This window comes from archaeon (assembly GCA_016432545.1).
Lineage (GTDB): Archaea > Thermoproteota > Nitrososphaeria > Nitrososphaerales > Gagatemarchaeaceae > UBA183.
This window is the reverse complement of record CP066694.1, coordinates 805455-820461: the sequence shown is the minus strand read 5'-3', so window position 1 is coordinate 820461 and position 15007 is coordinate 805455. Positions and strand designations below refer to the sequence as shown.

The 15007-nt window shown below is 60.8% G+C and carries 15 protein-coding genes, 2 tRNA genes and 1 pseudogene; 11 read left to right on the top strand and 7 right to left on the bottom strand.

Features of this window, described 5'->3' with window-relative positions:
* The first annotated feature begins 10 nt into the window (after nt 1-10).
* Genes purQ through purM form a run of 9 tightly spaced genes read left to right on the top strand, consistent with a single transcriptional unit; the run spans nt 11 to nt 8676 of the window.
* Complete coding sequence (gene purQ / locus HY247_04505) at nt 11-667, top strand: phosphoribosylformylglycinamidine synthase I (protein QQG48036.1); 657 nt, start codon at nt 11-13, stop codon at nt 665-667.
* Nucleotides 664-2853: a phosphoribosylformylglycinamidine synthase subunit PurL gene (gene purL / locus HY247_04500; protein QQG48035.1), complete on the top strand. Its 2190-nt coding sequence runs from the start codon at nt 664-666 to the stop codon at nt 2851-2853. The genes purQ and purL overlap by 4 nt, the downstream gene beginning before the upstream one ends.
* Complete coding sequence (gene purF / locus HY247_04495; GenBank protein ID QQG48034.1) at nt 2850-4289, top strand: amidophosphoribosyltransferase; 1440 nt, start codon at nt 2850-2852, stop codon at nt 4287-4289. Before purL ends, purF begins: the two co-directional genes overlap by 4 nt.
* Nucleotides 4286-4900 carry a phosphoribosylglycinamide formyltransferase gene (locus HY247_04490; protein ID QQG48033.1) on the top strand — a complete coding sequence of 205 codons (615 nt, stop codon included), beginning with the start codon at nt 4286-4288 and terminating at the stop codon, nt 4898-4900. Before purF ends, HY247_04490 begins: the two co-directional genes overlap by 4 nt.
* A complete protein-coding gene (locus tag HY247_04485) occupies nt 4897-5778 on the top strand; it encodes a bifunctional 5,10-methylene-tetrahydrofolate dehydrogenase/5,10-methylene-tetrahydrofolate cyclohydrolase (protein ID QQG48032.1) in 882 nt (293 codons plus the stop codon). Before HY247_04490 ends, HY247_04485 begins: the two co-directional genes overlap by 4 nt.
* Nucleotides 5775-6350 (top strand): 5-formyltetrahydrofolate cyclo-ligase, encoded by a 576-nt coding sequence (locus HY247_04480; protein ID QQG48031.1) that lies wholly within the window; start codon nt 5775-5777, stop codon nt 6348-6350. The genes HY247_04485 and HY247_04480 overlap by 4 nt, the downstream gene beginning before the upstream one ends.
* Nucleotides 6347-6787 carry a 5-(carboxyamino)imidazole ribonucleotide mutase gene (gene purE, locus HY247_04475; protein QQG48030.1) on the top strand — a complete coding sequence of 147 codons (441 nt, stop codon included), beginning with the start codon at nt 6347-6349 and terminating at the stop codon, nt 6785-6787. Before HY247_04480 ends, purE begins: the two co-directional genes overlap by 4 nt.
* Nucleotides 6784-7623 carry a phosphoribosylaminoimidazolesuccinocarboxamide synthase gene (locus HY247_04470; GenBank protein QQG49558.1) on the top strand — a complete coding sequence of 280 codons (840 nt, stop codon included), beginning with the start codon at nt 6784-6786 and terminating at the stop codon, nt 7621-7623. Before purE ends, HY247_04470 begins: the two co-directional genes overlap by 4 nt.
* Before the next feature lie 12 nt (nt 7624-7635).
* Nucleotides 7636-8676 (top strand): phosphoribosylformylglycinamidine cyclo-ligase, encoded by a 1041-nt coding sequence (purM, locus tag HY247_04465; GenBank protein QQG48029.1) that lies wholly within the window; start codon nt 7636-7638, stop codon nt 8674-8676.
* A gap of 7 nt (nt 8677-8683) precedes the next feature.
* Here the strand turns inward: purM and HY247_04460 are convergent, their stop codons facing one another.
* The 6 genes and pseudogenes from HY247_04460 to HY247_04435 all read right to left on the bottom strand — a co-directional run bounded on the left by HY247_04460 (nt 8684) and on the right by HY247_04435 (nt 13537).
* Entirely contained in the window at nt 8684-10159 is a 1476-nt protein-coding gene (locus HY247_04460) for an adenylosuccinate lyase (protein QQG48028.1), read from the bottom strand.
* Entirely contained in the window at nt 10156-11562 is a 1407-nt protein-coding gene (locus HY247_04455; protein ID QQG48027.1) for a hypothetical protein, read from the bottom strand. The genes HY247_04460 and HY247_04455 overlap by 4 nt, the downstream gene beginning before the upstream one ends.
* A gap of 216 nt (nt 11563-11778) precedes the next feature.
* Nucleotides 11779-12030: a type II toxin-antitoxin system RelE/ParE family toxin gene (locus tag HY247_04450; protein QQG48026.1), complete on the bottom strand. Its 252-nt coding sequence runs from the start codon at nt 12028-12030 to the stop codon at nt 11779-11781.
* Nucleotides 12020-12235, bottom strand: coding sequence for a ribbon-helix-helix protein, CopG family (locus HY247_04445; protein ID QQG48025.1), 216 nt, complete (start codon nt 12233-12235; stop codon nt 12020-12022). Before HY247_04445 ends, HY247_04450 begins: the two co-directional genes overlap by 11 nt.
* Before the next feature lie 208 nt (nt 12236-12443).
* Nucleotides 12444-12674 (bottom strand): annotated as a pseudogene (locus HY247_04440) (PDZ domain-containing protein).
* Between the two features lie 257 nt (nt 12675-12931).
* Nucleotides 12932-13537 (bottom strand): hypothetical protein, encoded by a 606-nt coding sequence (locus HY247_04435; protein QQG48024.1) that lies wholly within the window; start codon nt 13535-13537, stop codon nt 12932-12934.
* A 172-nt stretch (nt 13538-13709) separates the two neighbouring features.
* On the opposite strand from HY247_04435, the gene HY247_04430 reads away from it, so the two are divergent.
* Nucleotides 13710-14219: an Lrp/AsnC ligand binding domain-containing protein gene (locus HY247_04430; protein QQG48023.1), complete on the top strand. Its 510-nt coding sequence runs from the start codon at nt 13710-13712 to the stop codon at nt 14217-14219.
* A 514-nt stretch (nt 14220-14733) separates the two neighbouring features.
* Here HY247_04430 and HY247_04425 read toward each other — a convergent pair.
* A tRNA-Ala gene (locus HY247_04425) sits at nt 14734-14825 on the bottom strand.
* A 106-nt stretch (nt 14826-14931) separates the two neighbouring features.
* Between HY247_04425 and HY247_04420 the strand changes: the two genes are divergently transcribed.
* Nucleotides 14932-15006 (top strand) — tRNA-Ile (locus HY247_04420).
* Nucleotide 15007: the final 1 nt, after the last annotated feature.

Below are 15007 nucleotides of genomic sequence, written 5' to 3'. Positions count from 1 at the left end.
CAACTGCGACATGGACGCGGTCGCAGCGATCAGGCGGGTCCGGGGGCTCAGGCCGGACCTCGTGTGGCACGAAGACTCCGAAGTATCGAAGTATGACGCTGTAGTCCTCCCCGGCGGCTTCTCCTTCGGCGACTACCTCAGAGGGGGAGCGATCGCCGCGAGGAGCCCCGCCTTGGGCCGCATCGAGCGCCTCGCCGAGAAGGGGGTCCCGGTGCTGGGCATCTGCAACGGGTTTCAGATTCTCATAGAAGCAGGCCTCCTCCCCGGCGCCCTCCTCAGGAACTCGACGCTCAGGTTCGTCTGCAGGTGGGTCACCGTCAAGGTCGAGAACGAGCGGACTCCCTTCACTCGAGGGATGAAGAAGGGCCAGGTGCTCCGGATGCCCATCGCGCACAACGAGGGAAGGTACACCGCACAGCCCGGGGAACTCGCCCGCCTTGGGTCTGAAGCGGGGGTCGTCTTCAGGTATTGCGACCAGGAGGGCAGGGCGACCAAAGGCTCCAACCCCACCGGCACATCAAAGAACATCGCTGGGATCACGAACCGCGAGGGCAACGTAGTCGGCCTGATGCCTCACCCGGAGAGGGCATCGGACCGGGTCCTCAGCCCATACGACTCGGCGGACGGCGCTTCGATCTTCGCCTCCCTCCTGGAGGCCGCAAGTTGATCGCCTCGAAGGTCGTCCTGGGCCTGACCGAAGACGAAACGGCCACAGTGAGGAGGACCCTGGGGCGAGAACCCAACGAGACCGAGTGGGCCGTCATCGACGCGGAGTGGTCCGAGCACAGCTCGTACAAGTCCTCGAAGTCCCTCCTCAAGCTCTTCCCGACGACCGGGCGCCGGGTCCTCCTAGGCCCGGGCTATGATGCGGGAGTCGTGGACGTCGGCGGCGGATACACCGTGACCCTTCACATCGAAAGCCACAACCACCCCTCGGCCATCGACCCCTACGGCGGGGCCTCCACAGGGATCGGGGGCGTCGTGAGGGACATCCTCTCCGTCGCCTCGCGCCCGCTTGCGCTGGTCGACATCCTGAGGTTCGGCGACCCAAGGAGGAGCACCCACTCCGTCTGGCTGCTTCGCAACGTCGTCAGGGGGATCGCTGACTACGGCAACTGCATCGGGATTCCCACCGTAGCCGGTGACATCGAGTTCGATGAGACCTTTGAGCGAAACTGCCTCGTCGACGTCGCCTGCGTGGGGGTGGCCAGGAAGGGTTCCCTGATACTGGCCGAAGCCCGCACTCCCGGAGACGTGGTAGTCCTTGCAGGCGGCTCCACCGGCAGAGACGGAGTAGGCGGCGCCTCCTTCGCCTCCAAGAACCTCGGAGACACCCCTAGCTCTGACAGGTCCTCCGTACAGGTCCCTGACCCCTTCATGAAGAAACTTCTGATCGATTCCCTGCTCGAAGCGGCCCAGACGGGCCTCATCCGAGGAATGAAGGACCTGGGGGGAGGCGGCCTCTCGACCGGGCTCTCTGAGATAGCCTCCAAGGGCGGCAGCGGGGTGGACGTCGAGCTCGCCCGGGTCCAAGTGAGGGAGCCGGACATGGGGCCGACCGAAGTGATGACCTCCGAGTCTCAGGAGAGGATGCTCCTGATACTCGACCCGAAGCGCTCAGCCCCGGTCCTGAAGACTCTGGAGAAGTACGAAGTTCCTTATTCAGTGATCGGCAAGGTGACGGCCGACGGGAGGCTCAGCGTGCGCTGGAACGGGAAGAAGATAGTCGACCTCCCCGCTGACTTCGTCGCCAACTCGCCTCTGATACCGAGGGTTGCGGTCAAGCCCTCGCGGGTGACCCCTGCTCCGAGACCCAAGGAGCCTGGCGTCGCCTCCGCCCTCGCATCTCTGATGGGCTCGCCGAACATCTCGAGCAGGCGCTGGGTCTACGAACAGTACGACCACGAGGTCGGCACAAGCACAGTCCTCAAGCCTGGTGGCGCCGATGCGGCCCTCATGCGGCTCCCCAACGGCTCCTTCCTCGCGATCAAGGCCGATGGCAACAGCAAGCATAGCGCCCTCGACCCCAGGTCGGGCGGGGCGGGTTGCGTGGCAGAAGCGAGCAGGAACGTGGTCGCGGTGGGCGCCGAGCCGATAGCGATGGTGGACCACCTCCAATTCGGAGATCCGTCTGACCCCGGGGTCTACTGGTCATTCCGTGAATCGGTCGAAGGCATGGCCGACTACTGCAGGCGGACCTCCATACCAGTGGTGGGCGGCAAGGTCAGCTTCTACAACGAGGACGACGCGACCGGGATCCCGATCAAGCCCTCCCCGATCGCAATGGTGGTGGGCCTGGCCCCTCCCTCGACCACGAAGGCACAGGCCTCCTTCACGCGCCCCGAAGAGGCCGTCTTCCTCGTAGGGGAGACGCGGCCCGAGCTCGGAGGCTCGGAGTACTACGAGACCGTCCTCGGCTTCGTTGGAGGAAGAGTACCCAGGCCGGACCCTGAGCAGGACTCGAGGACGTACGCCGCAATGCTGGGGCTGATCCGCAGTCGCGCGACGACAGCGGTGCACGACCTCTCAAAGGGGGGCTTGGCCGCGGCGGCCACTGAGATGTGCATCGGAAGGGGCCTCGGGGTCTCGATAGACCTGTCTCTCGTCCCTGGCGAGTCGCTCTCCCGTACAGAGGCGCTCTTCTCGGAGTCCCACGGAAGGTTCCTCCTGTCCACCGCCTCCCCGAAGAAGGCCGAGTCGGCCCTATCAAAGTCAGGCATACCCCACGCGCGTATCGGAGTCACAGGAGGCAAGGAAGTCTCGATACTTGCAGGCGGCCGAAGGGTTGCGGCCCTCGACGTGGCCAGGCTCAGTCGCCTATGGGAGACAGGGCTCTCGGAGCTGATGGAATGACCGACGCGAAGGAGAAGTGCGGCCTCGTCGCGGCGCGCTCCGCGACCGGGCAAGACGTAGTCAGGAAGACGATCCACGGCCTCGAGGCTCTCCAGCACAGGGGGCAGGAGTCCTGGGGCCTTGCGACGCCCGGCAGGCCCGTCTTCAAGAAGATGGGCCTCGTGGCCAACTGGCATCTGGACGCCGGACAGCTCGCGAACCACAGGGCGGGCTCGGCCATAGGGCACGTAAGATACTCCACAAAGGGCCGCTCCGTCCTAGAGAACGCCCAGCCCCTCCAGATCGAATCCTCCTTCGCCATCGCCCACAACGGGACCCTAGTGGGCTTCGAGCAGCTGACCGGGCCAGTCCAGGAAGAGTTCGGCCAGTCGTGCGACTCCGACACCAGGGTCGCCGGCTACAGGCTCCTCCACCACCTGAAGCAGCAGGGCGACATGTTCAGAGCTGTGCAGAAGCTCTCCACCGAGCTAGTCGGGGCATACTGCTTCATCATAGTCGACTCCGGAGGAGACGTCTACGCCATCCGCGACCCGAGAGGATACCGACCTCTTTGCCTTGGATGGCACGAGGCGACCAAGACGTACATCGCCGCCTCCGAGAGCTGCGCGCTGTCTGCGGTCGGGGCAGACTTCGTCCGCGACGTCGAGCCGGGCGAGATGGTGAAGTTCGGCGCTAAGGGCCTCGAGTCCTTCAGGTTCGCCGCGAAAGTACCCACCGCCTACTGTTCCTTCGAGTACACCTACTTCGCTCACCCGTCGTCGCGGATCAACGGCGTCTCGGTCTACGAGGCCAGGAAGAAGGTGGGAAGGGTCCTGGCGAAGAGGTCCGGAGCAAAGGGGGAGGTCGTCATCCCGGTCCCCGACTCTGCCAGGCCGTCCGCCCTCGGGTTCTCAGTCGAGGCAGGAGTCCCGATGGACGAGGGCCTGATGAAGGACAGGTACAGCAGGAAGGGGAGCATCAGGAGCTTCATCCAGCCTGGGCAGGAGGGCAGAGAGGACGTCGTTAAGAGGATCATACCCATCCGCGAGGTGATTCAGGGCAGGGACGTCGTAGTCGTCGACGACAGCATCGTCCGGGGCACCAGCTCCAGCGTGATCGTGAAGTCGCTGAGAAAGGCGGGTGCCAAGTCGGTCAAGATGGCGGTGACCTTCCCTCCCATCAGGCACCCTTGCTTCATGGGGATCGACTTCCCCAGCAAGGAGGAACTCCTCGTGCACAGGGTCGCCGAGGAGGGCGACTCCATACAGACGACCGCCTCCAAGGTCGCCGAAGCGATCGGTGCTGACGAATTCTTCTTCAACGACATCGAGGGCCTAAGCGAAGCGATAGGCCTTCCTCAGGACAGTCTCTGTTTCGCCTGCATCAACGGGGACTACTCGAAGTTGACGGCTGCGACCCCGATCGGCGAGACGGCCAAGGTCGAGACCAAGCCTTGATCAACATCGGGGTCCTCGTCTCCGGGCGCGGCTCCAACCTCGAGTCCATCCTAGGCGAAATCAAGAGGGGCTCGATCAAGGGCGCCAGAGTCTCGGTCGTAGTAAGCAACAATCCCGAGGCCAAGGCCCTGCAGGTCGCCAAGAAGCACGGGGTTGCAGGAGTGGCACTGGGCCCTTCTGATTCCTCTGAATCAATGGGTCAGGCAATGGTGGAAGTCCTGAAGGCCCACGGAGTCACTCCGCGGGAAGGGCTAGTACTCCTTGCCGGCTTCATGAAGATCCTTCCGAAGAGCTTCGTGGATACTTTCAGGGGACGGATCATGAACATCCACCCGTCCCTCCTGCCCGCCTTCCCAGGCATCGACGCGCAGCGCCAGGCGTTGGAGTACGGAGTGAAGGTCGCCGGGTGCACCGTCCACTTCGTAGTTCCCGAAGTCGACGCAGGGCCAGTAGTCGTCCAACGCGCAGTCCGCGTCGCGGAAGGAGACAGCGCGCAGACTCTCGCAGCCCGGATCCTGAGGGAGGAACACAAGCTCTACCCAGAGGCGGTCCGGCTCTTCGTGGAGGGGCGCCTGAGGATCGTAGGAAGGAGGGTCCTCATCACCCCATGACCGCGACGATCATGGACGGCAGGGCGCTCGCAGCCAGCATCGAGACCAGCCTCGCATCCCAGGTCTCGAAGATGAAGGGCCTGGGGACCAATCCGACACTCGCCACGGTCCTGGTCGGAGACGACCCCGCTTCCAAGGTCTACCTGGGCAGCAAGCATCGCGCCGCGAAGAGGACGGGCATCACCTCGACGAGCCACTCTCTCCCCGCCAGCTCGAGCGAGGCCCAGGTCGTCTCGCTGATTCGGCAGCTCAATGAGGACCGCTCGGTCCACGGAATCCTGCTCCAGCTCCCCCTCCCCGACCACCTAGACCAGAGGCGGGTCGTCGAAGCGATCAGCCCCGAGAAGGACGTCGACGGCCTCACTTCAACGAATACCGGGCGTCTCTTCTACGGCGAGGCAGACCTAGTCCCGTGCACCCCGCGCGGAGTAATGGAGTTGCTCCATCACTACAAGGTCAAGATCCCATCCTCCACCGCCGTGATAATCAACCGCAGCGCGCTCGTCGGGAAACCTCTCTACCACCTCCTCCTGAGCGAAGATGCGACAGTCACGATGTGCCACTCAAAATCCCCAGACCTTGCGGCCGTCGCCAGTCGCGCCGACATCCTGATAACAGCCGTGGGCCGCCGACCGCGGTTCACCTTGACCGCAGACATGGTCCGAGAGGGGGCCGTGGTTGTTGATGTCGCCATGAATCGCGTCGGAGACAAGCTCGTCGGGGACGCAGACTTCGAGTCCGTGTCGAAGAAGGCCTCCTACATCACCCCGGTCCCTGGAGGGGTTGGCCCGATGACTGTAATCATGTTGATTCAGAACACTCTGATCGCGGCTTCCCGGCAGGCCGGTCTCTTGCTGCCATCGGTGGCCCGAGGATGAGCAAGTCCGAGCTAAGGCAGACGGCTCTGCGCTCCAGGCGCTCGCTTCCTTCCTCCACGATCGAGAGCCTCAGCATCCAGATCACTGAAGTCCTTTCCACTCTTCCGGAGTTCGCGACGGCTTCCACTCTTGCGGCATACGCGGCGAAGAGCGACGAAGTACAGACGACTGGAGTGATCCAGGCCGCGCTCGGTGCGGGTAAGACTGTGCTGCTTCCGAAGGTCCTAATCGACTCTCGCGAGATAACCTTCCACGAAGTTACAGACTTGTCCCTGCTCGCCCCGGGCGCATTCGGCGTCCTCGAGCCCCGCGCCGATGCGAGGGTCGTTCCCCTCCGCAAGGCGGACCTCGTCCTCGTGCCTGTGGTCGCCTGGGACGAGAACGGCCATCGGGTCGGCTACGGACGGGGTTACTTTGACAAGGCTTTGAAGAACCGTGGGAGGGCCCTCGCCGCAGGTTTGGCGCTCGAGTCTCAGAGGTTCTCCAACGTACCTCAGGGCCCAACCGACGAGCCGCTCGACATCATAGTCACCGAGAAAAGGGTCGTCCGGCCCAGGAGTAGGTCGAGATGACGGAAACTACAGTGGCTGTGATTGCTGGGAGCAAGAGCGACCAGGCTATAACTGACGAAGCATCCAAGGCGCTCACAGAGCTCGGAGTCGCTCACGAGGTGCACTTCATCTCTGCCCACCGGAACCCCGAAAAGCTGAAGAAGTTCGTAGGTTCATCTAAGGCCCGAGTCTTCATCGCGGTCGCAGGCCTCTCCGCTCACCTGCCAGGAGTCGTCGCGTCCATGACCACCAGGCCCGTGATCGGGGTCCCTGTCGCTGTGAAACTCAACGGCCTAGACTCACTCCTTTCGATTGTACAGATGCCGCCCGGGGTACCAGTCGCCTGCGTGGGGGTGGACAACGGGAGGAACGCCGGCATACTCGCGGCCGAGATCGTCGCACTCGAGGACAACCGCGTCGGTGAAAAGATCGCGAAGCTGAGAGATTCATGGCGATGACCCCCCCTGGCACGTTCGTGCGGTCGGGCAAGGTCAAGGACATCTACGAGCTGGACCGCGACCTACTCCTCTTCCACTTCACCGACAGGGTCTCCGCCTTCGACGTGGTCCTGCCCACTGCGATCCCGAGGAAGGGCGACGTGCTCTGCCGCCTTGGGGCGCACTTCTTCGAGACTCTGGGCGTCCCCAATCACATGGTCCGCCTTGAGGGCCCGGACATGATGGTCGTAAGGAGGATGGACATGATAATGGTCGAGTGCGTCGTAAGGGGCTACCTCTACGGGAGTCTGATGGAGAGGGCCTCCAACGGACAGGTGACGCTTCAGGTCCCCTCAGTGCTCGCCTCGAAACTGCCGAGCCCTTACTTCGACCCCACGACGAAGTCCGACGTCAAGGACGAACCGATCACCGAGCCCGCCATAGTAAGAGAGGGCAGGGCGAGTCAGGAAGAACTCGACGAGCTGAAGCGGGCTTCCTTCGAAATCTACGACAAGATCTCCGCGAGCGCCGGGCCCGCGGGTTTCATCCTCGCAGACATCAAGCTCGAGTTCGGAAGAGGCGAGAGGGGAGGAGTGGTCCTGGGGGACTCCATCGGCCCGGACGAGTTCAGGATGTGGCCCTCAGAGGCCTACGCTCCGGGGAAGTCACAGGAGAGCTACGACAAGCAGCCCATCAGGGACTGGCTCATCTCCGAGGGATACAAGGCTAGGCTCGACCAAGCGAGGAAGGCTGGGGAAAAGGTCCCTGCTCCGCCGGCCCTTCCAGGCTGGCTCGTGGAGGAGACGAGCAGGCGATACACCGCCGTCTACGAAGGTCTCTCAGGGAAGCGCCTCTAGGCAGGGCCTCGAGTGACCCGCTCCTCCTACGCGAAGGCGGGCGTCGACATCAATACCGTCAAAAAGATCCAAGCGACCCTCGCAGGAACCCTCGGTTCCACCTTCCGGTTCAGGTCGGGAAGAGGAGCCCCCCTCATCCCGATCGGCCACTACGCTGGGCTCGTCGACCTTGGCGGGGACTCGGCCCTCGCGCTCCACACCGACGGCGTGGGGTCCAAGGTCCTGGTCGCTCAGCGCCTGCGGAAGTTCGACACTGTCGGAATAGACTGCGTCGCCATGACAGTCAACGACCTCGTATGCCTCGGGGCAGAGCCCGTTGCACTATTGGACTACATCGCCCTCGAGCGAGAGAATGAACCGCTCGTGGCGGACCTCACCCGTGGGCTCGTCGAAGGAGCGCGCCTCTCATCGGCCCCAATCGTGGGCGGCGAGACAGCCGTACTGGGGGACGTAATCAAGGGCTACGGGGGCAACGGGTTCGACCTGGTGTCCATGGGAGCGGGCCTGGTAGACAAGCGGGACCTGGTCGACGGCTCCAGGATCTCGAAGGGAGACCTCGTGCTCGGCCTCGAGAGCTCGGGCCTGCACTCCAACGGCTTCACTCTCGCGCGAAGGATCTTGGGCAAGGTCCCCTTGGGGAGCTCTCCCGAGGGGCTCGGGACCTCCGTCGGGGAGGCCCTGCTCGAACCGACCAGAATCTACGTCAAACCAGTCCTCGCGGCCGCAAAGGGAGGAGACATCCACGGAATCGCCCACGTGACTGGGGGCGCATTCACGAAGCTTGGGAGGCTCGTAGGGAACGGGCGGCTAGGATTCGACCTCAGGATGCCTCCACCGCCCCCAATCTTCGGACTCTTGCAGAAGCTAGGGAGAGTTTCCGCCAAGGAGATGTATTCGACATTCAACATGGGAGTGGGCATGTGCCTTGTACTCCCGCCTGGCGAAGAGCAGCGCGCGGCAAGAAGGCTTCGAAGGGGCGGCCTAGCCGTCCATGAAATCGGTAGAGTGAGAAGCGCGTCTGGTGTCTCCGTCAACGGCCTTAGGGTCAGTTAGCAGGGCGTTAGAATCCGCGTTTCTCCGACCCTGACCTGCGTCTTGCCTTCGCAAGAATCGGGTCCAGAGTACTTCTGACGAACGAATCGCAGCGACTTGCCGCGTCTCCGACGTGCCTCTTCGGGTCCATGAGCCTGCTCAACTCTCTTCCCGTGATCCGCGTCGAGACCGACTTCTCTTTGGCGAGCAACCGCTCGATTGGGTTGGCTCTGCCCATCATCACTTCCTCCCATGCCAATTGGGACTTCACTCTGATCATCTCATGAAGCTTCTGCCTGTCACCTCCCTTCTTGGAAAGCTCCATCATCAAGGGCTCAGTCCCGGCAAAGGGCCCGTACCTTGCCACGTTCTTCTTGATCATCTCGGGGAAGACGCGCAGGCCTCCGGCAAGTCTCCCGTACAGAATGAGGCACTCCTCCACAGCCAAGAAAGACTCGGGGACTGCAATCCGCCTGGCTGCTGAGTCGTCCAGGGTCCTCTCCAGAATGCTGGAGGCGGCGTTGGAGAAAGCCACCGGGGGCATCGCGCCGACCAGCCTGGCCAGAGAACACATGCGTTCGGCCGTTATCGGATTCCTCTTGAACGGCATCGCGCTCGACCCGACCTGCCTCTCCCCGAAGGGTTCGGCCCACTCGCCGAAGGCCGGCGACTGCATCACCCTCAGGTCGAGACCGAACTTGTGGCAGCTCTGGGCGACAGACGCAAGGCAAGAGAGAAGGACGAAGTCCACCTTCCTTGGGTAGGTCTGCCCGGTCACTTCGAAGGCCTCGATCCCGAGAATCTTCATGACAGCCGCTTCCTGGCCCCTTACCTTCGCATCCGTCCCGAGGAGGGCCTTGAAGCTAGCCGACGTCCCCACCGCTCCCTTGATGCCCTTGCCCCCGAGGAAGGTGTCCCGGACCGCGTCCAGGAGCTTCAGGTCCAGCACGAGGTCCTGGGCGTAGTTGGCGAACCTGTAGCCAAGCGTCGTGGGCTCCGCTGGCTGAAGGTGCGTCCAGGCCATGCAGACCACCTCCTTGTTCTCGACGACCCTTGTCCTGAGGTGTGCAAGAACTTCGAGGATCCTCGAGCGGAGGATCGCGACTGCCTTCCGATAGATCAGAATGTCCGCATTGTCCTCGATGTCCATCGAGGTGGCCCCCAGGTGGAGCTTACCTCCCCCCACCTTGGCCTGGTCCGCAAAGGTCCTCAGCTCTGCCATGAGGTCGTGCCTGATCTTCCCCTCCAGATTGTGCGCCTTCGCGATGTCGAGGTGAGCCCTGCCGCTCTTCGAGCGGATGTCCTTCACTTCCCTTTTGGAGAGGAGCCCCAGTGCGCCCTGAGCTTGCGCGAGCGAGAGCCAGACCTTCCTCCAGGTCGCCCTCTTCTCCTCCTCGGAAAAAAGCGCTCTCATCTCCTTGCTGGCGTATCGCCACGTGAACGGCGAGAGGTAGGAGTCATACCCGAACCTCTCTTGGGCGTCCTTGTCCCGCTTCGAACTCATCTCTGGCTCTCCGGGAGGGAGAAGCTGAGAGTCCCTACGACCTGCCGCTGCCGATGCTCCCTCCAGCCGACGCTTCCATTCAAGAGCTTCAGCTTGTCGTCCTTGTTGAGCGCCTGGTCGATCATGTAAGTCGACCCAGTGAACAGGATCTTCTCGCCCTTCGAGGTCAGGTTCCTTGCGACCGAGAGGGCCGTCCCAGGGTCCGACGCCAGTTGCATGGGAAGCCCCGGATAAGACTCCTTCAAGGACGAGAAGACCCTCTCCGGGTCCTGGCCCTTGAACCCTGCGCTAGTGACGACGACGGCGCGGGCGTGCGCGACAAGAGGCCCGATCACCGCCACCGGGTCCCTCGCTCCGGTGATTCCGACGACCAGCACCAACTTCGCATCTCCGAACCTCGCCCCCAGGTCCTCTGAAAGGGCTTTCGTCTTGCTCGGGTTGTGAGCGACGTCGGCGAAGACGTCCTTTTCGACGGCCCAGAACCTTCCGACAAAGCGGGCGTCGAGGAACTTTGAGACGACTGTCTTGATCTTCGCCGAAGGAATGAGCTGGAGTATCACCTTGGCAGCCAGAGCCGCGTTGGTCGCTTGATAGCGGGACTCGAGCAGCGCCCCAGACAGGGCTGACTTGTCAGCCTTGAGCCAGGCGTCGCGGATCGTTCTGACATCACCTGCGGAGAGGATGTGAAGCGGAGAGCCCACGTCCCTGCAGAGGCCCGACAAGACTCGCTTGGTAATCTGATTCGAGTCGGCAGTAAAGAGGGGAACCCCGGGCCTGCAGATTCCGCCCTTCTCCAGCGCCCTCTGCCAAAGCTCTTGCCCTAGGACTTCCTCGTGGTCCTGGCCCACGTTCGTGAGCACCGTCGCCTCTACCTTGAGGGCGGTCACCGGGTCGTACCTACCGCCGAGGCCGGTCTCGATCACAGCCCACCTGAGCTTGTGCCTCTCGAAGATTCTCAGAGCGACCAGGAGGCTCGCCTCAAAGTGGTCCAGCACCCATACTTCACCCCTGAGCGCGCTCTGGACGCAGTACGGCCTGATGTCCCTGGCCCAGACATCGGCGATCTCCTCGTGGCTTGCGAGCCCGTCCTCCACCACGAACCTCTCCGAGTAATCGAAGACGTGAGGCTTGACATAACAGCCGGCCTTCGTATAGGCAGACAGCCCCCTCTGGAGGAACTGGCATGTCGAGCCCTTCCCACTAGTCCCCGCGACCTGAATCAGTTTGACCGGATAGCCTCTAGGCCAGAGGTGTCTGACCGCTTCCCTTACGACCTCCAGCCTTGCTAGCTGCTTGGAAGCCCACTTGGAGTGGTAGACCTCATCGACTGCAACGTAGTACGACCACGGGGAGGCGCTCCCTGGATGGCCCTCCGACCTTCCCCCCGATGTCCTTCTTCTCATCTATTGTTCAAATCCCCGCTCGAGGGCCGAGGATAAAGCCCTTCGGCGTTCGGAGACTCTTACGCATTCAAAGCATCGAAAGGTGAGTGGCAAGGTGGACCGGGGGGGATCCGATGGGAAAACCATGCTGAGATACGGTCCAAACTCGAAGATGCTTGGAACCTGGCGAATCCGCTTTGAAGAGAGTCTCCGAAGCGGGTTCGGAACACAGAATTTCTAGTCATACGCTTTGCCTCTGTGTCTGATTCTGAGTACGAGAATGTCAGGACCAAATATCGCATATACGACCCTGTAGTCCCCCACTCTGAGTTTGAATAGTCCCTGGAACTCTCCATGTAGCGCCTCGCCGCCCCTTGGGCTCTCACTCAAGGTCGTCCCGATCTGATTTAGGATCCTAGTCCCGTCCTTCGGGCTGATCTTCTTGAGGTCGCGGCTTACGGACGACTTGTAAAGGATCCTACCGGGCAAGCTTGACCAGGTCTTTCTGCGAGACGACCTTGTCGTCCTTGTCGTTCAGCCTGTGGAGTGCGACGAGATAGTCTTCATACTCCTCGAGGTACTCCTTTAGTGCTTTTGTGACGATGTACGTCTTGGGGCGGTCTAGCGACCTCGCTAGGTCATCCAACCGCTTCGCTATGTCCTCGGGCAACCTAACCGATACAGCTTCGCTCATCACTTGTCGTACAACGCTGACACGTATTTAAGCGCATATTCGGTAGGACAACTCGACTCATGATGCGCGTTGCCCACGTGGAGCATTGCTTGGCGACCAAGTATGCGGTCGCCGGGACTACCGACCAAATAATTGGTCGGAAATTCTCCCTAGTCTGAGGCTTCCCATAACGGCAGGAACTCTCCGACGGTCAGGCAGATGTCTTCGACTACGGTCTCCCAACAACGATTTCTTCGGTCTCGCCCGAGACCCGACGCACCTGGAACCGAATGGTCTCGCCAGATTTGTGCTTCCCCACTGCATCCTGAATAGTACTGATCGAGTCCCAACTTTCGTCAGGAACTTCTCGGTCATCAACCACCAGCAGGACGTCATTAGAATGTAGGCCAGCGCGACTAGCCGCGCTGTTCGAGCATGGTGGGGACTGGGCAAGAACGCCTCTAGTTCGTAGTCACGAACGCGGTGCGCGGAATACAAGGGATAGGGCTCGGCCGAGGCTGCCAACTCCACACATATTGGGTGAAACGGGAGGTACGACCTCCGATGTGGGGCTCTAATTCCACTTCAAGAGGCACGCGGGTCGGATTTGAGCCTCAAGGCACAGTGCCGCATCTAGCTCGGCTAAGTAGTGTCTGGGCATGAGACTCCCGCCTGGAGTTCAACAGCTTGTTGAGCGACTGCGTCATAGGGGCCTCGCTATTTCGAAATCTCTTCGCTCAATACTTGATAGGTTTTGGGCCCCAGCTCTTCCGGCATGACCAATACGATGTCTTCGTTGGTCAAGAACGCGTCGAGGATGCTCACACCGTTCCGGAAGAGTAGCTCAGTGATGAACGACGAGATTCCGGGCACTTTCTTCGCCGAGGGAGACGACCTGATCGTGACCTTTGCTACGTCCCTGATAACAGACGTCTCGTAGTTTCCCCACAACACTTCCTCGAGAAGTTTCGCGTCTTCCTCCTCGGCGATTATCTTAACCGAGTTGGGAAGCTGGAAGACGTACGGAGTGCCGCTGAACCGGTCCTTCAACTTCAGGAAATCCTGCAGAATCTGATGCTGTTGGGTAGCTTTCCCCTCGACCGACACGTCAACCATCCCTCCGGCGAGCTCGAGCTTGGAGTCCTTCAGACTGGCTGACATCTCTTCGAGTCTCTTCTCTTCCAAGCCGTCCGAGAATCTCTTGATCGCGACCACGATGGTCGCCATCTTGGCCTTCCTCCCGGTCAGTTCCTCCACTTCAGACGAGATCTTGGATGCGAGCGCATGGTAGTTGACTATCTTCAGCTTCAGCGACGAGAGCACCACGTAGTTCCGCCAGATGACCGTAGATACAGCCTCGCTAACCGTTTTTCCGTTTCTTTTGGATGACGCTGTCAACCTATGCCATCACAAGGCGCCAGCCAGTATGTAATAAGTATAACATTGAAATTAGATACACCTATATAGTGTCATAAACATTGCAAATTGAAATAGAATGATAACTACCAACATGAATCCAACAACCATAATCGCATCTGTTCAGCCGAGGATGCTCAGCCAAGTGACTGAGCAGCTAAAGCACACTCAGGGAATCACCTACTTCTCACCAGTGACCGGCAGGTTCGATCTAGCGATTGAGCTGAAGGCCGCAGACCAAAAGCAGGTCTACGAACTGGTCAACAAGATCCGATCCATTACCGGGGTCACATCAACAAGAACCTACACGCCTTTCGAAGGCTTTGCAAACGGCAAGAACGTTCAGGCAACTGACGCTCTCGCACTGGTCCTGTTGCAAGTCAACGAGAACGCGCAGAAGGTCCTCCAGTCTCTAGAACAGCACCCACAAGTACGCAATGCATCCGTTGTACCAGGCGAATTCGACATCCTAGCGACTGTATACGGGAAGAACCAAGACGAAGTTCTCTCCTCAGTCTCGAAGATTGCCGAAGTGCAAGGGGTGAAGTCATCCGAGACTCTGTTAGCCTACAGGCCCATCTGGGCGTAGGCTCCGCCTTTTTCTGCTTAGTATTCGAACGGGACCTTCCGACCTATCTTTATCATGATAGCCGTTAAACAAAAGGAGGAGGTCGACTGGCGGGGGTCTGACAGCTCAAAGCTGCTGCTCGCTGACGAATCAAGTAATTTTATGACGCGGGTCGGATTTGAAGCCACCCACGCGGGTTCAAATTTCGGCAGAGACATTCTATCGATGGTTTGTGAGCAAATTGTTGGGTTCAAACTCACCGTCATTCTATCTCGACTTCATCTGGAGGGGACATGACATCGTGCATGTTGGCACCACCCCTGGTGGCTTCGACCCTTCCAACGGAGACGTTTATGCCGACAACACTGGCTCAAACACGGTATCCGTGATTGCGGCATCTTGATGAGGTCAAGGATGCGGATTAGTACAGTGGCGAACTTGAGTTTCCTGCGACCGCATACCGTACTAGCCGTGAGAATAGGGCTCGAAACAAACTCTGTCAGCCAAACTGAGTCTATTCTGAGCTATCCATAAATGGACCGGGGGGGAATTGAACCCCCGACCTTGGGACCCTTGCGGATTCTCCCGCGTGCAAGGCGGGCGTTCGTACCGCTGAACTACCGGCCCACAATAGAAGGGGCTCCTCGTCTGTTCTTATCCTCTTCTCGTCTGTTCTTATCCTCTTCTCGTCTGGAAAGGAATTATAGGCAAACCCGAGGCGTGGCGAGACCGTGGGCCGGTAGCTCAGCTTGGCTAGAGCACCCGACTGATAATCGGGAGGCCAAGGGTTCGAATCCCTTTCGGCCCAT